Origin of the sequence: Mangrovimicrobium sediminis (assembly GCF_004745945.1) — a bacterium.
GTDB classification, from domain to species: Bacteria; Pseudomonadota; Gammaproteobacteria; order Pseudomonadales; family Halieaceae; genus Mangrovimicrobium; species Mangrovimicrobium sediminis.
In genome coordinates, this window is the sequence record NZ_SRLE01000003.1 from 1 (window position 1) to 23,765 (window position 23,765).

Below are 23,765 nucleotides of genomic sequence, written 5' to 3' on the forward strand. Positions count from 1 at the left end.
CAACACGAATTGTTCTTGAACAAGGTAAGTAAAGCTGGGGCTTTGGACTGAGGTTCGGCACCAGGTCTTTCTTGGGAGGGCGTGGTGGAGGATACAGTTCATAGATAAATGTTCTGTGACGCCGCTTACTCAATTCGGCGGTGTCACACGAGTTGTAATACACACTGTGACTTAAGCGTCACAACATCCGGCGGGCACATACTTTGATCGGTATGTGTCTCACCATCCGGCCTAATGCATAAGGGGGTCGGGTGGAGTCTTCTTGAAGTCCCTGTTGGTATAAGGGGGCGTCCAGATAACTTTGGTTATATGGTCAAGTGACTAAGCGTATACGGTGGATGCCTTGGCAGTCAGAGGCGATGAAGGACGTTGGAGCCTGCGAAAAGTCTCGGGGAGGTGGCAACCAACCTTTGATCCGGGAATGTCCGAATGGGGAAACCCACCTGTTGTAAGGCAGGTATCGTTAACTGAATACATAGGTTAACGAGGCGAACGCGGGGAACTGAAACATCTAAGTACCCGTAGGAACAGAAATCAATTGAGATTCCCCCAGTAGCGGCGAGCGACCGGGGAGGAGCCTGCAAGTGATAGCTTGTGCGTTAGTGGAACGGTCTGGAAAGTCCGGCGATAGAGGGTGATAGCCCCGTACACGAAAACGCGCTTGTGGTACTGAGCTTGCGACAAGTAGGACGGCACACGTGATATGTTGTCTGAAGATGGGGGGACCATCCTCCAAGGCTAAATACTCCTGACTGACCGATAGTGAACCAGTACCGTGAGGGAAAGGCGAAAAGAACCCCGGAGAGGGGAGTGAAATAGAACCTGAAACCGTATACGTACAAGCAGTGGGAGCCCCTTCGTGGGGTGACTGCGTACCTTTTGTATAATGGGTCAGCGACTTATTGTCTGTAGCAAGCTTAACCGTTTAGGGGAGGCGTAGGGAAACCGAGTCTTAATAGGGCGATTCAGTTGCAGGCAATAGACCCGAAACCGGGCGATCTATCCATGGCCAGGCTGAAGGTTGGGTAACACTAACTGGAGGGCCGAACCCACTAATGTTGAAAAATTAGGGGATGAGCTGTGGATCGGAGTGAAAGGCTAATCAAGCCCGGAGATAGCTGGTTCTCCTCGAAATCTATTTAGGTAGAGCGTCGTGTCTAACCCTGGGGGGTAGAGCACTGTTTGGGCTAGGGGGTCATCCCGACTTACCAACCCCATGCAAACTCCGAATACCCAGGAGTTCAATCACGGCAGACAGACGGCGGGTGCTAACGTCCGTCGTCGAGAGGGCAACAACCCAGACCGCCAGCTAAGGTCCCCAAACACTATTAAGTGGGAAACGATGTGGGAAGGCTTAGACAGCTAGGAGGTTGGCTTAGAAGCAGCCACCCTTTAAAGAAAGCGTAATAGCTCACTAGTCGAGTCGGCCTGCGCGGAAGATGTAACGGGGCTAAATAGTGTACCGAAGCTGCGGATGCCACTTTGTGGCATGGTAGAGGAGCGTTCTGTAAGCCGTTGAAGGTGAACCGGGAGGTTTGCTGGAGGTATCAGAAGTGCGAATGCTGACATGAGTAACGACAAGGGGGGTGAAAAACCTCCCCGCCGGAAGATCAAGGTTTCCTGCGCAACGCTAATCGGCGCAGGGTGAGTCGGCCCCTAAGGCGAGGCAGAAATGCGTAGTCGATGGGAAGCAGGTTAATATTCCTGCACTTCTTGTTATTGCGATGGAGGGACGGAGAAGGCTAGGCCAGCGCGGCGTTGGTTGTCCGCGTTTAAGGTTGTAGGCTGGTGACTTAGGTAAATCCGGGTTGCCTTAAGGCCGAGAGCTGATGACGAGTCCAAGGGGAGACCCGCGGATGAAGTGGTTGATGCCCTGCTTCCAGGAAAAGCTTCTAAGCTTCAGGTAACAAGGAACCGTACTGTAAACCGACACAGGTGATCAGGTAGAGAATACCAAGGCGCTTGAGAGAACTCGGGTGAAGGAACTAGGCAAAATGGTACCGTAACTTCGGGAGAAGGTACGCCGGTTTTGGTGATGGGACTTGCTCCCTGAGCTGAGGCTGGCCGAAGTGACCAGGTGGCTGCGACTGTTTATTAAAAACATAGCACTCTGCAAACACGTAAGTGGACGTATAGGGTGTGACGCCTGCCCGGTGCCGGAAGGTTAATTGATGGGGTTAGCTTCGGCGAAGCTCTTGATCGAAGCCCCGGTAAACGGCGGCCGTAACTATAACGGTCCTAAGGTAGCGAAATTCCTTGTCGGGTAAGTTCCGACCTGCACGAATGGCGTAACGATGGCCACACTGTCTCCACCCGAGACTCAGTGAAATTGAAATCGCTGTTAAGATGCAGTGTACCCGCGGCTAGACGGAAAGACCCCGTGAACCTTTACTACAGCTTTGCACTGGACTTTGACCTTACTTGTGTAGGATAGCTGGGAGGCTTTGAAGCAGTGGCGCCAGCCATTGTGGAGCCGACCTTGAAATACCAGCCTGGTAATGTTGGGGTTCTAACCTGGGTCCCTTATCGGGATCGGGGACAGTGTATGGTGGGTAGTTTGACTGGGGCGGTCTCCTCCCAAAGTGTAACGGAGGAGCACGAAGGTGCGCTAATCATGGTCGGAAATCATGAGGTTAGTGTAAAGGCACAAGCGCGCTTGACTGCGAGTCTGACAAGACGAGCAGGTACGAAAGTAGGTCTTAGTGATCCGGTGGTTCTGTATGGAAGGGCCATCGCTCAACGGATAAAAGGTACTCCGGGGATAACAGGCTGATACCGCCCAAGAGTTCACATCGACGGCGGTGTTTGGCACCTCGATGTCGGCTCATCACATCCTGGGGCTGAAGCCGGTCCCAAGGGTATGGCTGTTCGCCATTTAAAGTGGTACGCGAGCTGGGTTTAGAACGTCGTGAGACAGTTCGGTCCCTATCTGCCGTGGGCGTTGGAGAATTGAGGGAAGCTGCTCCTAGTACGAGAGGACCGGAGTGGACGAACCTCTGGTGTTCCGGTTGTATCGCCAGATGCATTGCCGGGTAGCTATGTTCGGACGGGATAACCGCTGAAAGCATCTAAGCGGGAAGCCCCTCCCAAGATGAGTTCTCCCTGGGGACTTGATCCCCCTAAAGGGCCGTGGAAGACCACCACGTTGATAGGCTGGGTGTGGAAGCGTTGTAAGGCGTTAAGCTAACCAGTACTAATTGCCCGTGAGGCTTGACCATATATCCTAAGTTATTTGTGCTGACCGAGCGTCAAGCAACGGACCTGACGGTCGTTGTTGCCGCGACCGGGTAAGCCGAAGAAGACGACGACGGATGTTGTGACAAGTCATGGTGTGAGTACACCGAAGGACAGACAGCTTGATTTACCGCCTTATTTGACGGCCAGTAGGCACTGCGACAGCAGGTAAGACCGAATCCCGTCAAGCCAGTTTGCCTGGCGACCATAGAGCATTGGAACCACCTGACCCCATCCCGAACTCAGTAGTGAAACGATGCATCGCCGATGGTAGTGTGGGGTCTCCCCATGTGAGAGTAGGTCATCGCCAGGCTCCTAAAATGGAAAAGGGCCACCCCGTCTGGGGTGGCCCTTTTGCATTTTGGAAGTGAGGATCTGCTGTTACTACAAAGGGTCCATGTGAGCGACCCTGCACCGCAGGTGCGGGGTTGGGCGCCGCAGGCGGTCGAGCGCGACCCCGGGCACAGCGATCACAAGCAACGCTTGGGACCCACAAGGTCATGGGAAATACAAAGCATCCACCTGGGGCGGTGCGTTGGTGTACCTCTGGCCCGATTTCCAGTAGCCTTTAAGCAATTCTCGGAAGATCTACATGACGCCTTGTGGCTAGTGCCCCGTGGTATTCCGGTATTGACCATTACAAGGAGGTAGTCATGGTGCGACTAGTTAGAATTTTGTGTTCACTCGTTTGTCTGTTTCCGTTTACCGCGACGGCAGCCCCAATCGTACTTTTCGACAGCGATTTCAGTTCGGCCGAGGACGTTGGCGATATCGTAGACGGAGGCTATGTACTGGATACCTGGGCGGGAAATCCCTCAATCGAAAACGGCGCACTAAAATTCAATCTCGACCAGGGTTCGTATGAGCAGGTACGCCTTTACACCAGTGGCGTTGCGGCGGCGTACCATGTTGAATTTGATCTGCTAACCGAGAATCTGGTGGGTTCGGATCATGCGTTTAGTGTTTTGATGAGTAACAGCCCGGTACAGAATCTCAACTTCACCGGGTGCTGCTACAACCGGATCGACACCTACAATCCGCAAACTTCGACCCCATTTGATAGTATCGCTACTCTCATTGATGGCCAGTCGATTCATGTCGAGATCGACATCGATATGGTTCTCGGAAAATGGTCAATCCTGCTCGCAGGGGAAGGTTCATCAGGAAGTCTCCTGGATGACGAATTCTATGCGGGGGACGGGGAGTTGAGTTCCATCAACTTTAATCTTTCGCCTTCCATCGCCGGCACCAGCCCGGATCCCGCGGTTGCTGTTTACCTCGACAACCTGAATATCACCATGTCACCGGTCCCACTGCCTGCGACGATGTGGCTATTTGCAGTTTCTATGCTGGTTTTGACGTTGTTGCGTCGAGCGCGCCGGATATACGACGGCTTCCGGACTGTCGTCGGTCTGCGAGTAACTTAACCGGAAGCCGAGTCCGTGACACGTACTCGTGCTTGAGTGCGGGCTGGGAGGGCGCCGCTGCCTCCGCGACTCCCGATACAAAAAAACTGAAAAATTCGCGGCCCGTCGACTTACATCTCATTACACAAAACTTAGGGGCCGCTATATTCCCCGGCCTGGAGTTCTACTATTAACTAGGGTTTTGGATTTAAACAAAAGTAAGTAATAACAATAAGATAGGATCACTGTCCGGAAGTTGTGCGTGGGGCCGTGCGCGGTTGGCTAGTGAATAGTCGTGAAATTTGTAGCAGCGGTCACGCAAGGGGCCGTCTTGGTCGATTGTGTTTCTGCAGCTCTAGACTACGTTTCCCCCACCCGAGCGTCGCTGCTTTCGCAACGACGTAGCGGTCGCCAGGAAGGCGGCGTTCGGTCCATGTTTCGACCACTGTAAATGGAGTTTGCTGACCATGACCCCTGTCTCACTGTTTACGCGCTGGTGTACGGCGCTAATCCTCACGCTGGGGGCCGGCATGTTGCACGCCGCCTCAATCAGCGTCACCCCATCAGCTTCGGTTGTCACCGAAGGGGATGTATTCGACGTCACTATCGAAGGAACCGATTTTACCGACGGTACTATCGGTGGTGGTTTCAGCCTGAGCTGGGATGCCAGCGTGCTGGAGGTGCAAAGCTATACCCTCACCTTCGTCGGTGACCAGACCTTCGGCCAGGCGGGTACGCTGGACAATGTCGCGGGCACTTTGATGAACGCTGATGTGACCAGCCTCAATGGCACTGCCAACGCGGCCTTCCAGATTGCCTCGATCACCTTTGCGGCAATCGGTACCGGTAACACCCTGCTAGACCTTGCCATTGGCACCTTCCCCGGTGGCAGCCCTCGCGTGTGGGCTGATGCAACCGGTTTCAACGACACCAATCCGTTGTTCTACGACGGCAAGGTGGCAGTCAATCCGGTTCCCGTACCCGCAGCCGCCTGGCTGTTCGGTTCTGGCCTGTTGGGCCTGGGTAGTTTGAGCCGCCGCAAGAAATCGGCCAACGCATAACGATAAAACGCGGCCGGGGAAAGTTGTCTTCGCCCCCGGTCGCGGCTGACAGCACCAGTAAACAGTGTTGTCCCGCAAGCGCAGTACGAGTGAAGTTCGCTGAAAAAGCCCTGTGGACGTAGAGCCATAGCGGACTGGAATCCCCCCGTGCCAAGAGCGCCGAGATTCGCCCGATGGTGAATCGCGGAGAGCTTGTTCATTCATGCAACGAGGGTAGTAGATATGCTTTGCGATACGAAAGGAATCCTGGCTGGCACCCGCGCGAAACCGCGCAACCTGCTGGTCATGTCGGCGGCGATACTGGGTATGTATTCGTTCGTCGCCAGTGCGGCGTTAAAGCCGGGGCCCGTGGACACCGCGATTGCCACGGAAATCAGCGGGCCAGAGGAGTTCGACGAATTCAGGCCGGCCCAGGGGGAGCCGGCTGGACCGCCCACCACGATGCCGCCATTGTCATCGATCCCGCCGGTACCGATGCCGGAACCGCCGGCGGCAGGTACCCAGCCAGCGCTGGCCGGACCGGGAATCGGTGTGTCCTATTCCCCGGATACTGGTCGGGTGCAGTTGGGCTCACCTATCCCGGCTGCCTCGGGCGGCTCCGGCCAGGGCGGCTTTTACGCCGGTTCGGACGGTGGCAGTAGCAGCGCTGAACTGGGGCCCGCGTCTTTCGGCTCCAAGTCGCTGGTCACCAATGAGGGTTCGTTTCCCTGGCGGATGAACGTGAAAGTCGCGTTCCGCCGCGGGACGTCCTGGTTCGTGTGCTCAGGCGCCATGCGCGACGCGCGTACCGTGCAACTCGCCGGTCACTGCGTACACGAGGGCAGCGGCGGCAACTGGAACGACGAAACCTGGGTGTTCCCCGCCTGGGATGGCGTTGGCGATATCACCGACTCCGGGGACGAGTACCGGCTGCAACACTTCGGTGCCGCTCGCGGCCAGATCCTCGCCTCCTGGACGGGTTGGACGCAAAACGGCAATTTCGACTACGACTGGGCCGTGGTCGAACTCGACCGTTCGGTGGGCTTCCTCACCGGCTGGTTTGGTTGGGCCTATGGCACCAATTGCCCCTCCAACGTGTTCAACGTGGCGCCCTATCCATCTGAAGGCTGCGGTACGCCGGGCCTGCACAATGGTCGCGACATGTATTACTGGTCGGGCACCATCGACTCCTGCCCGGGCAACCAACTGGAAATCGACACCACGCCCGGTTGTTTCAGCGCGCTGTGGGGAGGTGAGAGTGGTAGCAACCTGTACCTCATCGATGGCGACAATCGTTATGTGCGGGGTATCGCCTCCACCTCGAATCGCACCACCATCGGCCGCTACGTCAACATCCTGCAGTCCTGGGTGGACTACGTAAACGGCGACTTCCTGCCCAATTACGGCCGCGGCGCGACCTTTGACCTCGAGGCGCTGGACATGAACGTGTCTCCGACGGTGCTGCAGGCGGGTGGCAGTGCGACCAGTGTGCTCAACCACCTGGCGGCAAACGGTACCAACGGCAGCAAGAATGCGACCCACGGTTTCGATGTGCGCCTCTCCACCAACGACCTGATCAGCGCCGGTGATACCCTGCTGAGTCAGCAGACCTATGCCTGGAATTTCGCCGGTGTGGGCTCGGTGCGGGTCAATATGGGCCAGGTGAGCATCCCGGAAGGTGTTCCCCCGGGGACCTACTGGCTGGGCGTGCTGTACGATGGCGCCACGGACGGGAACAGCAGCAACAACGACTCGTCCTACTGGGATGCGGTGCAGGTGACTGTTACCCAGGAGACCAACCCGCCGACCCCCAACCCGATGGGCTTCTCCGTCGTCCCCTATGCGCTGGATACCAACCAGATCAATATGACGGCGTTGACGGCGACCGACCCCTCCGGCGGTGTGCAGTACTACTTTGACTTCACCTCCAGCCCCACGGGCGGGACCGGTGGCAGCGACTCCGGCTGGCAGGACAGTCCGGTCTACACGGACGGCTTGCTGCAGCGCAACCACAACTACTGTTACCGCGTGTATGCCCGGGATACGTACTCGAACCAGACCCAGCCTTCGCGTAGCTTCTGCGCTACCACGATGGACGACACTGATTCCGACCGGGACGGGGTGCCGGACTACAAGGACAACTGCGTCAAAGTCCCCAACCCGAGCCAGTGCGACGGCGATGGCGACGGTTTCGGCAACCACTGCGACCCGGATTTCAACAACGACGGGATCGTCAACGGCCTGGATGTCGGTCCGCTCAAGAAGGCATTCGGTACCTCCGACAAGATCGTCGACCTCAACTGCGACGGTATCGTCAACAGCCTGGATATCGGTCCCCTGAAGTCGCTGTTCGGCGGCCCGCCCGGACCCAGCGGCATCGCGCCCTGAGTCGGCCGGCCACCGACGCTCCCCGGCCGCCCGCAGCCCAGCTGCGGGCGGCCATTTTTCATCCAATCCAGGCCCTGGGGGCGGTTGACTACGTCACTGCGCATCTATAGAATGCCGCCTCCTCTTTCCGGGGTGGTCTTTTGCGTCCTGTTGAACAGGTTCGCTGGCTGTCATCAACCGGCAATGGGAAGTGGTTATAACGCCACGTATTTACACGATTTTCTGGAGTTCAACGTAATGGCAACGATCAACCAATTGGTTCGTAAGCCGAGAAAACGCAAAGTAGACAAGAGCGACGTACCGGCTCTGCAGGGTTGCCCCCAGCGCCGCGGCGTTTGCACTCGCGTCTACACCACGACCCCGAAGAAGCCGAACTCCGCACTGCGTAAAGTCTGCCGTGTGCGCCTGACCAACGGTTACGAGGTTTCCTCGTACATCGGCGGTGAAGGCCACAACCTGCAGGAGCACAGTGTGGTTCTAATTCGCGGCGGTCGTGTAAAGGACTTGCCCGGTGTGCGTTATCACACCGTACGCGGCAGCCTGGATACCTCCGGTGTGGCAGATCGCCGCAACGGTCGTTCCAAGTACGGTGCCAAGCGTCCCAAGTAAGTCCTGCGAGCGTAAGCCGGCTTATAGAAAGTACAAAGTAAGGCCGAACCCCTGCCTCCCCCGCCTTTGTGGCAGGTCGGTGTTCGGATCAACCTGAAGCATAGAGAGGCCCAAGATGCCGAGAAGACGAGTAGTCGCCAAGCGCGAGGTATTGCCTGATCCCAAATTTGGCAATGTGACCCTGGCGAAATTCATGAACCACGTGATGGTCAGTGGTAAAAAATCAGTCGCAGAAACCATTGTTTATGGTGCTCTGGACATCGTTCAGGAAAAACTGAACAAAGATCCCATCGAAGCCTTCGACGAAGCGCTGGAAAACATCGCCCCCATGGTGGAGGTGAAGTCACGCCGCGTCGGTGGTGCTACCTACCAGGTGCCGGTCGAGGTACGTCCCTCCCGTCGCGTAGCGCTGTCCATGCGCTGGCTGGTAGAGTACGCGCGCAACCGCGGCGAGAAGTCCATGCGCCAGCGCCTGGCGGGCGAGATTATCGACGCCTCCCAGGGCAAGGGAAACGCTGTGAAGAAGCGCGAAGACGTGCACCGCATGGCGGAAGCCAACAAGGCTTTCTCTCACTACCGTTTCTAATCTACTGCCCAACCACTTTGTAACCGGGAGTCAATCGTGGCACGCAAAACACCTATCAAGCGATACCGCAATATCGGTATCTGCGCTCACGTGGATGCTGGTAAAACCACTACCACCGAGCGCGTTCTTTTCTACACCGGCCTGTCGCACAAAATCGGTGAAGTGCACGATGGCGCGGCCACCATGGACTGGATGGAGCAGGAACAGGAGCGCGGTATCACCATTACCTCCGCTGCGACCACCTGCTTCTGGCGCGGTATGGACGCCCAGTTTGATGAGCACCGCATCAACATCATCGACACCCCCGGACACGTGGACTTCACCATCGAGGTGGAGCGTTCCCTGCGCGTACTGGACGGTGCCGTAGTGGTACTGTGCGGCTCCTCCGGTGTGCAGCCGCAGACCGAGACTGTCTGGCGCCAGGCCAACAAGTACGAAGTTCCGCGCATGGTATTCGTCAACAAGATGGACCGTGCGGGCGCCAACTTCAAAATGGTCATCAAGCAGCTCAAGGATCGTCTCGGCGCCAACGCCGTGCCCATCCAGATGACCATCGGCGCCGAGGACGAGTTCAAGGGCGTTGTCGACCTGGTCAAGAACAAGGCCATCATCTGGAGCGAGGAAGACATGGGCATGACTTTCGAGTACGCGGACGTACCGGAAGACATGGTCGATGAAGTCGAGGAAATGCGCGAATTCATGATCGAGGCCGCTGCTGAAGCGACCGAAGAGCTCATGGAGAAGTACCTCGAGGAAGGCGAACTGACCGAAGCCGAGATCAAGGCCGGCCTGCGTGCGCGCACCCTGGCCAACGAGATCATCCCGGTCCTGGGCGGCTCCGCGTTCAAGAACAAGGGTGTACAGGCCGTGCTCGACGCGGTGATCGAGTACATGCCGTCACCCACCGAGGTGAAGGCGATCGAAGGTCACCTGCTGGACCGCGACGAAACCCCCGCGACCCGTGAAGCTGACGACGACGCTCCGTTCGCCGCGCTGGCGTTCAAGATCGCCACCGACCCCTTCGTCGGTACCCTGACCTTCTTCCGCGTGTACTCCGGCAAGCTGGAGTCCGGCACCGGTGTGTACAACTCGGTGAAGGAAAAGAAAGAGCGTGTAGGCCGTATGGTGCAGATGCACTCCAACAGCCGCGAGGAAATCAAGGAAGTACTGGCGGGCGACATCGCCGCTGCGGTCGGCCTCAAGGATGTGACCACGGGTGACACCCTGTGCAGCCAGGACGAGCCGATTGTTCTCGAGCGTATGGAATTCCCCGAGCCGGTTATCTCGGTTGCTGTTGAGCCGAAGTCCAAGCCGGACCAGGAGAAAATGGGTATCGCCCTGAGCAAGCTGGCCCAGGAAGACCCCTCCTTCCGTGTGAAGACCGACGAAGAGACCGGCCAGACCATTATCTCCGGTATGGGCGAACTGCACCTGGACATCATCGTCGATCGTATGCGTCGCGAGTTCAACGTGGAAGCCAACATCGGTAAGCCGCAGGTGGCTTACCGCGAAGCGATCCGCAACAAGTGCGAAATCGAAGGCAAGTTTGTGCGCCAGTCCGGTGGTCGCGGTCAATACGGTCACGTCTGGGTGCGTTTCGAGCCGGCGGAAGACGCCGACGCCGAAGGCCTGGAATTCGTCAACGAGATCGTCGGTGGTGTGGTTCCCAAGGAATACATCCCCGCGGTGCAGAAGGGTATCGAGGAGCAGATGCAGAACGGCGTACTCGCCGGCTACCCGCTGCTCGGCCTGAAAGCTTCCCTGTACGATGGCTCGTTCCACGACGTGGACTCCAACGAAATGGCGTTCAAGATCGCCGCATCCATGGCCACCAAGAAGCTGGCAGAGCAGGGCGGTGCGGTACTGCTCGAGCCGATCATGGCCGTAGAAGTGGTAACGCCCGAAGAAAACATGGGTGATGTGGTCGGTGACCTCAACCGTCGCCGCGGCCTGATCGGCGGCATGGACGAGAACCCGTCCGGCAAGGTTGTGACCGCGGAAGTGCCGCTGGCCGAGATGTTCGGCTACGCCACCGACCTGCGTTCAGCAACCCAGGGCCGTGCGACCTACACCATGGAGTTCAGCAAGTACGCCGAGGCGCCGAACAACGTCGCTCAGGAAGTCATTGCCAAGACTGCAACCAAGTAACTGACGGGACTCGTCTTATGCTCGGGGTCAGAGCCCTTTTCCGGCTTGCCGGAAAAGGGCTCTGACCCCATAAGGCGGGCCGCAAACCGGAATTCGAACTAGAGGAACCCGAAAATGGGCAAAGCTACTTTTGAACGTACCAAGCCGCACGTCAACGTGGGCACCATCGGTCACGTGGACCACGGCAAGACCACACTGACCGCCGCCCTCACCCGCGTGTGCTCGGAAACCTGGGGCGGCGCTGCCGTCGCGTTTGACGGTATCGACAACGCGCCGGAAGAGAAAGAGCGTGGCATCACCATCGCGACTTCCCACGTGGAGTACGACTCCCCGACCCGCCACTACGCGCACGTCGACTGTCCCGGACACGCCGACTACGTGAAGAACATGATCACCGGTGCCGCGCAGATGGACGGCGCGATCCTGGTGTGTGGCGCCACCGACGGCCCGATGCCGCAGACCCGCGAGCACATCCTGCTGTCCCGCCAGGTTGGCGTACCCTACATCGTCGTGTTCCTGAACAAGGCCGACCTGCTGGCAGAAGACTGCGGCGGTGCGGACTCCGAGGAGTACGAAGAGATGAAAGAACTGGTCGAGATGGAGCTGCGCGAGCTGCTGGACCAGTACGAGTTCCCGGGCGACGACACCCCGATCATCTGCGGTTCCGCGCTGATGGCGCTGAACGGCGAAGACGAGAACGAGCTGGGCACCACCGCGGTGAAGGCGCGACGAAGTCGAGCGTGGGCAGGTGCTGTCGAAGCCGGGTTCTGTAACCCCGCACACCAAGTTCGAGTCTGAGGTTTACGTACTGTCCAAGGAAGAAGGCGGTCGTCACACCCCGTTCTTCAAGGGCTACCGTCCGCAGTTCTACTTCCGCACCACGGACGTGACCGGTTCGGTCGAGCTGCCCGAAGGTGTCGAGATGGTGATGCCGGGTGACAACATCCAGATGGTTGTGACGCTGATCGCGCCGATCGCCATGGAAGAAGGCCTGCGCTTCGCGATCCGCGAAGGTGGCCGTACCGTTGGTGCTGGCGTCGTCGCCAAGATCATCGAATAAGGCATCGAATAGGGCGTCTAGCCTAACCCCAAAAAGCCCGGCACCAGCCGGGCTTTTTTTTGCCTCCAGAAAAGTGGGGTCAGATGCGCCTTTAAATGATGCCAGGAAATTGAGGCCTCGATTGGGCCCTGGCGGCTGATATATCTGCCCAAAATGTGGGGTCAGCTACGACTTTAGATGATGGCAGGATGGTTGAGGCCTGGGAGGGTCTGTACGGCCGATATGCCTGACATCGTCTAAAGTCGTTGCTGTTTCAGGCGAGGAGCGACTCGATGTCCGCGGCGATGCTTGCGGGCTTGTCCAGGGGGGCATAGCGGCGCACGACGTTGCCCTCGCTGTCGACGAGGAACTTGGTGAAGTTCCACTTGATGGCCTTGGTGCCGAGTTTGCCCGGGGCTGCTTTCTTCAGGAAATCATAGAGGGGGTCGGCCGTAGAGCCGTTGACGTCAATCTTGCTGAACATAGGGAAGCTCACGCCGTAGTTCAGCTGGCAGAATTCCTGAATCTCGCTGTCACTGCCCGGGTCCTGCTTGCCGAACTGGTTGCAGGGAAAGCCCAGCACTTCGAGTCCGCGATCGCGGTATTGCTCATACAGCGACTCGAGTCCTTCGAACTGGGGCGTAAAGCCGCACTTGGACGCGGTATTCACAATCAGCAACACCTTGCCCTTGAAGTCGGCCAGGGGCTTTTCTTCTCCGCTCATGGTGCGACAGGTGAAGTCGTAGACGCTGCCGGGCATGGCTCTCTCCTCGATTCCGGGACGTGGCTAGCATAGCACTGATGTGTGTACGCGCGGCAGCGCCGCGCGTATCAGCCCCGGGGAGGAAGGGTGGTTCTCAGGCGGGTTGGGATTGCAGGCGAACCTGGGCGATCAGCAGTTCCAGACGCTTGCGCTGCATCAGCATGGAGTATTCGAGCGCCTGCAGTTTGGTGCGCAGCGCGGCTTTCTCCCACTTGTCCGCCAGTTGCAGTTTTTTCTCGCCGAGGGCGTCACCGAGGGCGGACTTCTTGCGCTCGACACGCTCCGCCTGCAGGCTGGCCCAGGTATTGATGGATTCCTTGTACAGCTGGTATTCGCGCTCCAGTGCGCCCAGCAGGGAGCCGTCGTCGCGGGTGGACGCCAGCGCGGTACGGGCCTTGCGGAACTGGGTGTCGAGAATCGCCCGCTGGATGCGGAAGTTGGGTTCCCGGTGCAGGTTGCTGGCAAGGCCCAGTCGCGAGCACAGGTTGATCATCCACTTGGTCGGGTCCCAGTGCCACCAGCGAATGCCGTTGCGGTAGTCGCGAGCAAACAGGTGGTGGAAGTTGTGGTAGCCCTCGCCGTAGGTCAGGAACGCCAGCAGGTCGTTGTCACGGGCGCTGTTTTCCTCGGTATACGGGCGGCGCCCCCAGAAATGGGCCAGCGAATTGATGAAGAACGTGAAGTGATGATTCACTACCAGCCGCAGCAGGCCTACCAGCAGCAGCGTGCCGATAACATCGCCCAGCGCCAGGCCCAGCAACAGCGGTGCACCCACGTTCATCAACACGGTGAGCGCGATGTAGTGGCGGTGCTGGAACATCACGATCGGATCGGCCTGCAGGTCGGTGGCGTTGCGGAAGTCCGGCTCGTTGCTGCGGTACTCACGCAGCATCCAGCCCATGTGGCTGAACCACAGGCCGCGGCCGGCGGAATAGGGGTCTTTGTCGTTGTCGTCGACGTGGCGGTGGTGGCGGCGGTGGTCAGAGGACCAGATGAGAATGCTGTTCTGCAGCGCGCCGGCGCCCCACAGGGCGAAAAACCACTTCAGCGCCGGGTGCGCTTCGTAGGCCTTGTGCGACCACAACCGGTGATAGCCGCCGGTAATCGACATGCCGTTGAGGTACAGGAAGGCCAGGGCCCACAGCCACTGTGCAACGCTGAAACCGTGGTAGATTCCCCAGGCGGGAACCAGGATCAGCGCCGCGATGGGCAAACCCACGAAAATACTGACGTTGATGGGGTTCAGTGGGGGTAAGCTCTTGCTCATGGCCTACGCCTGGCCTCCTTCCTGATGAAACGGGGTCGTAATGGTAGCGATTTCGGCCAGGCTTGTCGCCTTCCGGCCGCGCCGTGTACAGGCTGGTGATTGGTCTATCGACATGCCGGTGCCCAACTTGAATCTAAAGTATCATGCTCCGCCCCGGGACAGACCCGAAATGTGTGCAAATGACTAACCAGGCGGTATTCACTCGCGGCTCGACCATGCGCCACGTGCTGAACATGACTGCGGCCAGCGCGCTGGGCTTGCTGACCATGTTCGGCGTGGACATGGTGGATATGTATTTCCTGTCCATGCTCGGGGAGCAGGAACTGGCCGCCGCGGTGGGCTTCGCCGGCACTATCATCTTCTTCCTGGTCTCGGTCAGCATCGGCCTGCAGATCGCCCTGGGCGCACTGGTGGCGCGCGCCGAAGGGGCGCATCGCCGCGACCTTGCCCGGCGCTACTGTACCAGCGCGCTGTTGTTCAGCTTCCTCGCCTCGGTGGTCATCAGCTGCATTGGCTGGCTGTACCTGGAGGAGTTGCTGCGCCTGCTCGGCGCCAGCGGCCTGACGTTGGAGTATGCCCTGGCCTATGCGGGTATCCTGCTGCCGAACATGCCGATCCTGGTGCTGGGCATGAGTTGCGCCGCCGGTGTGCGCGCTGTCGGCGACGCGCGGCGCTCCATGTGGGCGACTATCATCGGCTCGCTGGTCAACGCCATACTCGACCCCATCTTCATTTTTGCCCTGGACTGGGGCCTGGAGGGCGCCGCCTGGGCCTCGGCGGTGTCGCGCATGGTGGTGTTCGCGGTGGCCTGGCACGCGCTGCACCGTGTACACGGCCTGCCGCGCAGGATCTCTCGGACCGAGTTCGTCGCCGACCTGCGCCCCATCCTGGCCATCGCCACACCGGCGATTCTCACCAACCTGGCCACACCGATCGGCGGCGGCTTCGTGCTGCGCATCATGTCCCAGTTCGGCGACAGCGCGGTAGCCGGGGCGGCGATCATGGGACGCATCACACCGGTGGCCTTCTGCGCCATTTTTGCCCTGTCCAGCGCGGTCGGGCCGATCATCGGCCAGAACGCGGGCGCGGTGCGCTACGACCGGGTGCGCAGCACCCTGCGCGATGCGATGAAATTCAATTTCGCCTACACCCTGGTGGTGTGGTTGCTGCTGTGGCTGGCGGCAGATTTCATCGTGGCAGCTTTCTCTGCCACCGGACCCGCGGCGGATCTCATCGGCTTTTATTGCCGCGGCCTGACCTGGGCCTTCGCCTTCAACGGCATCCTGTTCGTCGCCAACGCCAGCTTCAACAACCTGCACCACCCGCACTGGGCGACCGGTTTCAACTTCGGCCGCGCGCTGCTCGGTACGATCCCGGCGGTCTATTTCGGGGCCCAGTGGTACGGCGCGCGCGGGGTGATGGCAGGGGAGGCCATGGGCTCCCTGCTGTTCGGGGTATGCGCCGTGCTCGCCGCCTTTTACCTGGTCGGCCGCCTGGAGCGCGAGCACGTGCCGCTGGCGGTGACCGGTCGCGCGGAGGCCAGCGAGGTCGAGCGTCCGCCGCCCGTGTAGTTGCCAGCCGTTCACGACTGCGGACTCCCACGTTGGTCCAGCAATTCGCGGTGCAGCCACTGGCTCGCGGTTTGGGTCTCCCCCGCACAGGTCACCGTGTAGGGCTTGCCGCTGAACGAACTCGCGCTGGCCAGGCGGTCGATGAAATGTTCGGCGGTGTCCGCGTACTTGCGGCCGCGCCGGTATTTCAGCTGCAGGTGCTCGGCCGCGGCTTCGGCGCTGTAGTCGCTGCCGTTGCGGTGGAACACGCAGCCGCTGGCGGCGACGAAATCGATCAATTGCTGGATTTCCCGCTCCGGGTTGCTCCCGGCCAGGCTTGGTGTACTCAGTGCCAGCAGCAATATCAGGGTCAGGAGTCTGGGCACGATTCGGACTTCACATCAGGAAACGCAGGCTGGCGATAAGCGGGTTGTGGTCGGAGCTGTCCACGGCAACCACTTCAGTCGATTCCACCGTCAGCCCGCGCACGTAGATATGGTCGAGTGCGTGACCGAAGGCGCGCGTGCGCAAGTCCGGTTGGAAGCTCAGCGGCGCCAGTTGCAGCGGGGCCAGGACGCGCTCCACCAGCGTCTTGCGCGCAGCGCTCCAGGTGTTCAGGTCGCCGGCGAGGATCACCGGCCCGCTGTGCACCGCGACCAGTTGCGCGACGGTGTCGAGTTGCGCCGCGAAATCGTCGATGCCCAGGGTGAAGTTGATCGCGTGGATGTTGATCGCCAGCAGCCGCTGTTCGCGGCCCTGTATGGCGTGTTCGGTTACTGCGATCGCCTTGGGCGTGCCCAGCCAGGGTTCGGTACGCGTGAAATTGCATTGCATCGTGGGTGCGAAGCGGCTGATGGTCATTACGCCGGTGCGTGTCCCCCCTGCGCTGTAGCCCGGTGCGAAGGACTGGTAGCGCGGGCCGCCCAGCCATAGCTCGCCGAGTTGGGTGTGCAGCGCCGCCTCCTGGATGAACCCGAGATCGGCGCTGTCGCCCAGTCGCCGCAGATCCTCGCTCCAGCCGGCATCGCGGGATTTGTGGATGTTCCAGCTCAGTACCCGCAGTTGTTCCGGGAGTACCTGGCCGGTCGCGGCCGGCAGCGTGCCCAGATGGCTGAGGCAGCCGTACGCCGCATCGGCATGGGGTTCACCGGCGGCAATCGCGCTTCCCCCCGGACTGGCGATGGTGCACAGCAGCAGCCAGGCCAGTGGGCGGAGCGTGTTTTTCACACGAAGCAGGTGAGTGAATTGCATGGGTTGATACTCGCATCCGCCGGGCGGGCGCGCCATGACCATTGGCGCCATTTCGGCGCGGCGGTGGCGCCCCGGGTCTGTCGTCTCTAGCGCGGTGCCATGTACACCTTGAGGGGGTCTTCCCCGGCGGCCTCGCCGAGGCAGGACATGGCGTTGATGAACAGGGAGAACAGGTCGGTCTGGGAATTGACGTCCAGTTTGCGGTAGATGTTCTTGCGGTGCCGGCGCACGGTCTCCACGGCGATGTCCAGTTTGTCCGCCGAGGCGTCGGTGCTGTAGCCGCGCAACATCAACTCCAGCACGTCCTTCTCGCGCGGTGACAGCAACGAGGAACCAAAGGTGCGGAAGGCGAGGTCGATCTGGTGGTTGATCCCCGGCTGGATCAGGTTGTTGATCGCGAACTCGCTGTGCTGGCTGTGGCTCTTGAGCAGTTCCGCCACCGGGTCCGCCAGCAGGTAGAGGCTGGCGTATTCCTCGTCGCTGAACGGGCCGTGTTCGGCGCGCCGCATCATGCACAGGTTCACCACGTTGCCGCCCTGCAGGCGGGATACGAATACCGCTTCATCGGCGGTGCCGGTGCGGCAATAGTATTCGCGATAGTACTCCGAGTGCTCCAGGCGCCCCAGCGTGACCCGCGACAGTCGGTATATCCGCGACTTCGGCGCGCGCATGGAGGTCTGGTAGAACGGATCCCCCAGGTAGTGGCCGTTGCGGTATTCATCGATCTGCGTGCTGGTGGCATCCGCGGGAATGCGGTGGAAGAGTACCCGCGGTGGAAGGTCGCGGTGGTACAGCCAGACCTGGGGATAGTCGATGGCGACCTGGGCATTGACCGCGTCCACCAGGGCAGGAAAAAACTGCGCTGTGCCGAGCGCCGCGATGGCCTGGGAGATGTCCCGATTCCACCTGCTGAGCTGTTTTATCCCGTCCATTTGCCTTGTGTGCCGTAAATCACCGCCTACCCCTTATGGGTCATATTGGTGAGTGGGCGGTAACTTGTCAAACAAGACGGTCTTTTTTTACCGGCTCCAGTCCAGTGGTTCGGTGCGCCAGTGGTCGCGCCAGGCGCGATAGACCTTCTCCGGGTAGACGTCGCTGCCCAGCGATCCGTTGTAGCGGGCCAGGGCGCGTTCGATGTGGCCTTTCTCGCGCTGCATATAGAACTGCAGGATACGGCAGCCGTAGGTGAAGTTGGTCTCGTTCATGGTGAGGTTGTCGTCCGGGCGGCCGATCTCGTTCTTCCAGAACGGCATCACCTGCATCATGCCCTGGGCGCCGGCGCGGGAAACCGCGAAACGATCGAAGTGGCTTTCCACTTCGATTACCGCCAGCACCAGTTCCGGCGGTAGCTGTGACTGCGCGGCAGCGGCGTGGATCTGTTTCAGGAGTTTCAGGCGGTGGCGCGGATCATCGACATAGCGCGCCAGACGGCCGGACATGTCGACCAGCCACACCTCGGCATCGTAGCGGTCGACGAAACTGTTGGCATCGGTGATGGTTTCCTCGAGGAAACTGCGCAGGGCCTCGCGCTCCGCCGGGTCCTCGGGTTGCGCCAGTGCACCGCCCGCAAGGCCCAGGGCGAGGAGGACAGCAACAGCGGCGAGTCGGCGCACGCCGCCTAGCCCCGCAGGCGCTCCAGCAGGAAATCGACGCAGGCCTCGCGCTCAACCAGTTGCGAGTCGGCGTCGCGGCGGCCCTTGTATTCCAGCTTGCCGTCGGCCAGGGCGCGGTCACCGATGACCAGCCGGTGGGGGATGCCAACCAGCTCCATGTCGGCAAACTTCACGCCCGGGCGTTCGTTGCGATCGTCCATCAACACGTCGACACCGGCCTCGCGCAGCGCGCTGTACAACTCCTCTGCACACTGTGCCACCGCCTCTGACTTGTGCATGTTCAGCGGCACGATGGCCAGCTGGAACGGCGCCATCGCTGCGGGCCAGATGATGCCGCTGTCGTCGTGGTTCTGCTCGATGGCGGCGGCCACCACCCGGCTCACGCCGATGCCGTAGCAGCCCATGGTCATGGTTACGTTCTTGCCGTTCTCGTCGAGCACTTGTGCCTGCATCGCCTCGCTGTACTTGGTGCCGAGCTGGAAGATGTGACCTACCTCGATGCCGCGACGGATCAACAGCGTGCCCTGGCCGTCCGGGCTGGGGTCGCCCTCGACCACGTCACGCAGGTCTTCGACACGCCCGAGCGGCACGTCGCGCTGCCAGTTCACGCCCACCAGGTGGGCGTCGTCGCGGTTGGCGCCACAGCAAAAATCGGCGAGGGCTGCGGCGCTGCGATCAACGATCACTTCCATGGGCAGGCCCACCGGACCAAGGGAGCCAAAACCTGCCCCGCACAGTTTGCGCACTTTCGCTTCGTCCGCCATGGAAAGCGGTGTGGCGACGCCGGGGAGTTTTTCCGCCTTGATCGCATTCAGTTGGTGATCGCCGCGCAGTACCAGCGCCACCAGCGCGCCTTCTTCCTCACCATCGACGACCAGGGTTTTTACCGTGGTGGCCGGATCCCGCTGCAGGAACTGTGCGACGTCCTCGATGGATTTCACGTCAGGGGTGGCGACTTCCTCCATGTCGGCAGTGGGAGCGGGGGCGGCACCGGGGGCCACCGCTTCGGCCATTTCCACGTTGGCGGCGTAATCGCTGCTGTCGGAAAACGCGATGTCGTCTTCGCCGGAGCCGGCGAGCACGTGGAATTCATGGGAGGCGCTGCCACCGATGCTGCCGGTATCCGCAATCACCGGCCGGAAATCCAGCCCAAGCCGGGTAAAGATATTGGTGTAGGCGCGGTGCATGGCCAGGTAGGTCTCCTCCAGGGATGCCTGGCCGACGTGAAAGGAGTACGCATCCTTCATCAGGAATTCGCGGGAACGCATGATGCCGAATCGCGGGCGAATCTCGTCGCGCACTTTGGTCTGGATCTGGTACAGGTTGATCGGCAGCTGCTTGTAGCTTTTGATTTCGTTGCGCACCAGGTCCGTGATGACCTCTTCATGGGTGGGGCCGAGACAGAAGTCGCGTCCCTGCCGGTCCTGGATGCGCAGCAGCTCGGGGCCGTATTGCTCCCAGCGGCCGGATTCCTGCCACAGTTCCGCCGGCTGCACGATGGGCATGCTGACCTCCTGCGCCCCCGCGGCATCCATTTCTTCGCGAACGACCTGCTCGACCTTGCGCAGGACACGCAGCCCCAGTGGCAGCCAGGTATACAAGCCGGAAGCGAGCTTGCGAATGAGGCCGGCGCGCAGCATCAACTGGTGGCTGATGACCTCGGCGTCGGAGGGGTTTTCCTTCAGTGTAGCGATAAGAAACTGGCTGGTGCGCATGGCGAAATACGCTCGGGCAATGGAATGAGGGCGCCCATTTTAGAGCCGATGCAGCGGTCGGTAAATGCCAACGAATCGCGCGCTTTTTCGCAGTGTAAACTCGAGGTGGCGCGATAGTACTGGAAAAACAGGGTATTTTTGGCGTCGATCCCCGAAAACGCTTGTATTGTAGCGTATTCTGCTTTATATGTTTCCCGTGACTGGTGGTGCCGCCCGTGAAGTAGGGGATGCGGAACGCCGAGGCACACACTTGAACCATTATTACTATTAGGGAAGGTCGAAATACAATGGCGACTACTAAAGCAGCAGCAAAAAAGGCTCCGGCCAAGAAGAAGGCAGTAGCCAAAAAGGCTCCGGCTAAAAAGGCTCCGGCCAAGAAAGCGCCCGCCAAGAAGGCAGCAGCCAAAGCGCCCGTTAAAAAGGCGACTGCGATTACCGACAAAATGACCAAGAGCCAGATCGTTGCCACGCTGTCCGAGAGCACCGAGCTGAGCAAGAAGCAGGTCAACGATGTTCTCGACGGCCTGAATGAGCTGATCGAGCGCAGCATCAAGAAGCGCGGCGTTGGTGAGTTCACCATCCCGGGCGTTATGAAAATCACCACCGTGAAGAAGCCCGCTCGCAAGGCGCGCAAGGGTATCAACCCCTTCACCGGTGAGGAGACCGTATTCAAGGCGAAGCCGGCCAGCATTGCTGTCAAGATTCGCCCGCTGAAGAAGCTGAAGGAATACGCCGCCTCCTGACGGCTGGCAGTATCGCTGACCGCACGCGGGCTTCGCGGCGGTCGGCAAACTCCCTTCAAGCACCTGACGGTGGGGGCCTCGCTCCCCCCGTCAATCCTGCCTCCCCGAGCTTGGACTCTACCTTTTGCTTGGGTTAAAATCCGCGCCTCAATTTTTCGCTAACCTGCTGATTATTGGTGGCTTAGGACCATGCCGATCTACGAGTACCAGTGCCAGAAATGCGGTCACCAGCTTGAGGTGATCCAGAAGATCAGTGACGCCCCTTTAACCGATTGCCCGGAATGCGGCGAGTCCGCCATGAAGAAACTGGTGTCGGCAGCGGCGTTTCGCCTGAAGGGCGGCGGTTGGTATGAGACCGACTTCAAATCCGGCGACAAGAAAAAGAACCTGCATGGCGACGCTGCCAAGGCCGATAGCGGCGGCAAGTCGGGTTCTGGCGATGCGGCGGGCGGTGCCAAGAGCGGCGGCGAGAAAAAGTCCGGCGGCGAGAAAAAGCCCAGCGGCGGCGAGAAATCCGCCTGACACCGGCCCGACAGGGCCGCAACACCACACGGAATCCGAGTTATGCGCAGTCATTTTTGTGGCGTCCTTTCCACCGCCAACATCGACGAGACGGTCACTATCTGTGGCTGGGTTGACCGGCGCCGTGACCACGGGGGCGTAATCTTCCTCGATATGCGCGATCGCCAGGGCGTGGTGCAGGTCGTCTTTGACCCCGATACCGAGGAGCACTTCCAGCGCGCCGACCGTGTGCGCAGCGAGTACGTGCTGAAGATCACCGGCCGCGTGCGCGCCCGTGGCGAGGGCACGGTCAATCCGGCCATGGCCACCGGCGAGATCGAGATTCTCGGCAAGGAGCTGGAGATTCTCAACAGCGCCGCCACCCCACCGTTCCAGCTCGACGAGCACACCGCGGTGGGCGAGGAAGTGCGCCTGCGCTACCGCTACATGGACCTGCGCCGGCAGGAAATGCAGGAGCGTCTCGCCCTGCGCTCGAAAATCACCTCGGGGGTGCGCCAGTTCCTCGAGGCCGAGGGTTTCCTCGACATCGAGACGCCGATCCTCACCCGGGCCACTCCGGAGGGCGCGCGCGACTACCTCGTTCCCAGCCGCACCCATCCCGGCCAGTTCTTCGCCCTGCCGCAGTCCCCGCAGCTGTTCAAGCAGTTGCTGATGGTGGCCGGCTTCGACCGCTACTACCAGGTCGCCAAGTGTTTCCGCGACGAGGATCTGCGCGCCGATCGCCAGCCGGAATTCACCCAGATCGATATCGAGACCTCGTTCCTCGACGAGGCCGCGATCATGGACATCGCCGAGCGCATGGTGCGTGAGTTGTTCAGCGACGTACTCGGCGTGGAGCTCCCGGCATTTCCCTCAATGCCCTACGCCGAGGCCATGGAGCGCTTCGGTTCGGACAAACCGGACCTGCGTATCGACATGGAACTGGTCAGTGTCGACGACCTGATGCAGCAGGTGGATTTCAAGGTGTTCCGCGGCCCGGCGGACGACGCGGAAGGCCGTGTGGCCGCGCTGAAAGTACCGGGCGGCGCCACTATCAGCCGCAAGGAGATCGACGACTACACCAAGTACGTGTCGATCTTCGGCGCCAAGGGCCTGGCCTGGGTCAAGGTCAACGACCTCGCCGCGGGCGTCGAGGGCCTGCAATCGCCGATCCTCAAGTTCATGCCGGAAGACGTGGTGCTGCAGATGATGCAGCGCCTGGGCGCGGTAAACGGCGACATCGTTTTCTTCGGTGCCGACAAGGCGGGTATCGTCAATGAGTCCCTGGGCGCACTGCGCCTGAAGGTCGCCGAGGCCCAGGGCCTGGTCGGGGAGGGCTGGGCCCCCCTGTGGGTGGTCGACTTCCCCATGTTCGAGGACGACGGCAACGGTGGGCTGACGCCCTTGCACCACCCCTTTACCGCACCCTCCTGCAGCGCCGAGGAACTGGCGGCACAGCCGGCAACCGCGCTCTCGCGCGCCTACGACATGGTGCTCAACGGCTACGAAATCGGCGGCGGCAGCGTGCGTATCCACCAGCGCGATATGCAGGAAGCGGTATTCCGCGTGCTCGAGATCAGTGACGAGGAGGCTTCCGAGAAATTCGGCTTCCTGCTGCAGGCGCTGCAGTACGGCGCACCGCCCCACGGCGGCCTGGCCTTCGGCCTCGATCGCCTGGTGATGCTGATGTGCGGTGTCAGTTCCATCCGCGACGTGATCGCCTTCCCCAAGACCCAGACCGCGGCCTGCCTGATGACCGACGCGCCCGGCGCGGTGAATGCGCAGCAGCTGCGCGAGCTGAACATCCGCCTGCGCCAGTCCGCCGCGGAATCCGGTGGCCAGGAGCAGGGCTGAGTTACTGGCGGGCAACATCGCGTGGGTAATAAAAGAAGGATATAGAAGCAAGAGGCAG

17 protein-coding genes, 2 rRNA genes and 1 pseudogene are annotated in these 23,765 nt (G+C 60.4%); 13 read left to right on the forward strand and 7 right to left on the reverse strand.

Going from position 1 to position 23,765, the window contains the following annotated elements; genetic code table 11:
- Positions 1-311 precede the first annotated feature (311 nt).
- The 9 genes and pseudogenes from E4634_RS02995 to E4634_RS03035 all read left to right on the forward strand — a co-directional run bounded on the left by E4634_RS02995 (position 312) and on the right by E4634_RS03035 (position 12,471).
- A 23S ribosomal RNA gene (locus E4634_RS02995) occupies positions 312-3,218 on the forward strand.
- Positions 3,219-3,431: 213 nt separating this feature from the next.
- A 5S ribosomal RNA gene (gene rrf / locus E4634_RS03000) occupies positions 3,432-3,547 on the forward strand.
- 340 nt (positions 3,548-3,887) lie between these two features.
- On the forward strand, positions 3,888-4,661 hold the full coding sequence (locus tag E4634_RS03005; RefSeq protein ID WP_135441134.1) for a VPLPA-CTERM sorting domain-containing protein: 774 nt from the start codon (positions 3,888-3,890) through the stop codon (positions 4,659-4,661).
- A gap of 446 nt (positions 4,662-5,107) precedes the next feature.
- Positions 5,108-5,701 (forward strand): cohesin domain-containing protein, encoded by a 594-nt coding sequence (locus E4634_RS03010; protein ID WP_135441135.1) that lies wholly within the window; start codon positions 5,108-5,110, stop codon positions 5,699-5,701.
- Positions 5,702-5,923: 222 nt separating this feature from the next.
- The gene (locus tag E4634_RS03015; protein ID WP_135441136.1) at positions 5,924-8,068 is read left to right on the forward strand and encodes a thrombospondin type 3 repeat-containing protein; all 2,145 of its coding nucleotides are present in this window, start codon (positions 5,924-5,926) and stop codon (positions 8,066-8,068) included.
- A gap of 237 nt (positions 8,069-8,305) precedes the next feature.
- Complete coding sequence (gene rpsL, locus E4634_RS03020; RefSeq protein WP_135441137.1) at positions 8,306-8,677, forward strand: 30S ribosomal protein S12; 372 nt, start codon at positions 8,306-8,308, stop codon at positions 8,675-8,677.
- Positions 8,678-8,792: 115 nt separating this feature from the next.
- On the forward strand, positions 8,793-9,263 hold the full coding sequence (gene rpsG, locus E4634_RS03025) for a 30S ribosomal protein S7 (protein WP_135441138.1): 471 nt from the start codon (positions 8,793-8,795) through the stop codon (positions 9,261-9,263).
- 36 nt (positions 9,264-9,299) lie between these two features.
- Positions 9,300-11,411, forward strand: a complete 2,112-nt coding sequence (fusA, locus tag E4634_RS03030; protein WP_135441139.1) for an elongation factor G — start codon at positions 9,300-9,302, stop codon at positions 11,409-11,411.
- A 114-nt stretch (positions 11,412-11,525) separates the two neighbouring features.
- A pseudogene (locus tag E4634_RS03035) lies at positions 11,526-12,471 on the forward strand (GTP-binding protein).
- Between the two features lie 253 nt (positions 12,472-12,724).
- On the opposite strand, the gene E4634_RS03040 reads toward E4634_RS03035, so the two are convergent.
- Positions 12,725-13,210, reverse strand: coding sequence for a glutathione peroxidase (locus E4634_RS03040; protein ID WP_135441140.1), 486 nt, complete (start codon positions 13,208-13,210; stop codon positions 12,725-12,727).
- A gap of 97 nt (positions 13,211-13,307) precedes the next feature.
- Complete coding sequence (locus E4634_RS03045; protein ID WP_135441141.1) at positions 13,308-14,480, reverse strand: acyl-CoA desaturase; 1,173 nt, start codon at positions 14,478-14,480, stop codon at positions 13,308-13,310.
- A gap of 179 nt (positions 14,481-14,659) precedes the next feature.
- On the opposite strand from E4634_RS03045, the gene E4634_RS03050 reads away from it, so the two are divergent.
- Positions 14,660-16,051, forward strand: a complete 1,392-nt coding sequence (locus tag E4634_RS03050) for an MATE family efflux transporter (protein ID WP_135441142.1) — start codon at positions 14,660-14,662, stop codon at positions 16,049-16,051.
- A gap of 11 nt (positions 16,052-16,062) precedes the next feature.
- Here E4634_RS03050 and E4634_RS03055 read toward each other — a convergent pair whose 3' ends face one another.
- From E4634_RS03055 to E4634_RS03075, 5 genes are all read right to left on the reverse strand, one after another.
- Positions 16,063-16,416 carry a DUF5329 family protein gene (locus E4634_RS03055; protein ID WP_135441143.1) on the reverse strand — a complete coding sequence of 118 codons (354 nt, stop codon included), beginning with the start codon at positions 16,414-16,416 and terminating at the stop codon, positions 16,063-16,065.
- 10 nt (positions 16,417-16,426) lie between these two features.
- A complete protein-coding gene (locus E4634_RS03060) occupies positions 16,427-17,257 on the reverse strand; it encodes an endonuclease/exonuclease/phosphatase family protein (protein WP_167854748.1) in 831 nt (276 codons plus the stop codon).
- A 110-nt stretch (positions 17,258-17,367) separates the two neighbouring features.
- Positions 17,368-18,213 carry a helix-turn-helix transcriptional regulator gene (locus E4634_RS03065; RefSeq protein WP_135441145.1) on the reverse strand — a complete coding sequence of 282 codons (846 nt, stop codon included), beginning with the start codon at positions 18,211-18,213 and terminating at the stop codon, positions 17,368-17,370.
- Positions 18,214-18,300: 87 nt separating this feature from the next.
- Entirely contained in the window at positions 18,301-18,894 is a 594-nt protein-coding gene (locus tag E4634_RS03070) for a lytic transglycosylase domain-containing protein (RefSeq protein ID WP_434783493.1), read from the reverse strand.
- Between the two features lie 5 nt (positions 18,895-18,899).
- The gene (locus tag E4634_RS03075; RefSeq protein WP_135441146.1) at positions 18,900-20,609 is read right to left on the reverse strand and encodes a proline--tRNA ligase; all 1,710 of its coding nucleotides are present in this window, start codon (positions 20,607-20,609) and stop codon (positions 18,900-18,902) included.
- A gap of 287 nt (positions 20,610-20,896) precedes the next feature.
- Here E4634_RS03075 and E4634_RS03080 point away from each other — a divergent pair, with 287 nt between their 5' ends.
- The 3 genes from E4634_RS03080 to aspS all read left to right on the forward strand — a co-directional run bounded on the left by E4634_RS03080 (position 20,897) and on the right by aspS (position 23,707).
- Entirely contained in the window at positions 20,897-21,352 is a 456-nt protein-coding gene (locus tag E4634_RS03080; protein WP_135441147.1) for an HU family DNA-binding protein, read from the forward strand.
- Positions 21,353-21,541: 189 nt separating this feature from the next.
- Positions 21,542-21,874 carry an FmdB family zinc ribbon protein gene (locus tag E4634_RS03085; protein WP_135441148.1) on the forward strand — a complete coding sequence of 111 codons (333 nt, stop codon included), beginning with the start codon at positions 21,542-21,544 and terminating at the stop codon, positions 21,872-21,874.
- Between the two features lie 42 nt (positions 21,875-21,916).
- Positions 21,917-23,707 (forward strand): aspartate--tRNA ligase, encoded by a 1,791-nt coding sequence (gene aspS, locus E4634_RS03090; protein ID WP_135441149.1) that lies wholly within the window; start codon positions 21,917-21,919, stop codon positions 23,705-23,707.
- The last annotated feature ends 58 nt before the right edge of the window (positions 23,708-23,765 follow it).

What these genes read in the sequence shown, in the direction of transcription:
- E4634_RS03005 (WP_135441134.1), top strand. Translation starts at nt 3,888, where the DNA reads ATGGTGCGACTAGTTAGAATTTTGTGTTCACTCGTTTGTCTGTTTCCG.
- E4634_RS03010 (WP_135441135.1), top strand. Translation starts at nt 5,108, where the DNA reads ATGACCCCTGTCTCACTGTTTACGCGCTGGTGTACGGCGCTAATCCTC.
- E4634_RS03015 (WP_135441136.1), top strand. Translation starts at nt 5,924, where the DNA reads ATGCTTTGCGATACGAAAGGAATCCTGGCTGGCACCCGCGCGAAACCG.
- rpsL (WP_135441137.1), top strand. Translation starts at nt 8,306, where the DNA reads ATGGCAACGATCAACCAATTGGTTCGTAAGCCGAGAAAACGCAAAGTA.
- rpsG (WP_135441138.1), top strand. Translation starts at nt 8,793, where the DNA reads ATGCCGAGAAGACGAGTAGTCGCCAAGCGCGAGGTATTGCCTGATCCC.
- E4634_RS03040 (WP_135441140.1), bottom strand. Translation starts at nt 13,210, where the DNA reads ATGCCCGGCAGCGTCTACGACTTCACCTGTCGCACCATGAGCGGAGAA.
- E4634_RS03045 (WP_135441141.1), bottom strand. Translation starts at nt 14,480, where the DNA reads ATGAGCAAGAGCTTACCCCCACTGAACCCCATCAACGTCAGTATTTTC.
- E4634_RS03050 (WP_135441142.1), top strand. Translation starts at nt 14,660, where the DNA reads ATGACTAACCAGGCGGTATTCACTCGCGGCTCGACCATGCGCCACGTG.
- E4634_RS03065 (WP_135441145.1), bottom strand. Translation starts at nt 18,213, where the DNA reads ATGGACGGGATAAAACAGCTCAGCAGGTGGAATCGGGACATCTCCCAG.
- E4634_RS03075 (WP_135441146.1), bottom strand. Translation starts at nt 20,609, where the DNA reads ATGCGCACCAGCCAGTTTCTTATCGCTACACTGAAGGAAAACCCCTCC.
- E4634_RS03080 (WP_135441147.1), top strand. Translation starts at nt 20,897, where the DNA reads ATGGCGACTACTAAAGCAGCAGCAAAAAAGGCTCCGGCCAAGAAGAAG.
- E4634_RS03085 (WP_135441148.1), top strand. Translation starts at nt 21,542, where the DNA reads ATGCCGATCTACGAGTACCAGTGCCAGAAATGCGGTCACCAGCTTGAG.
- aspS (WP_135441149.1), top strand. Translation starts at nt 21,917, where the DNA reads ATGCGCAGTCATTTTTGTGGCGTCCTTTCCACCGCCAACATCGACGAG.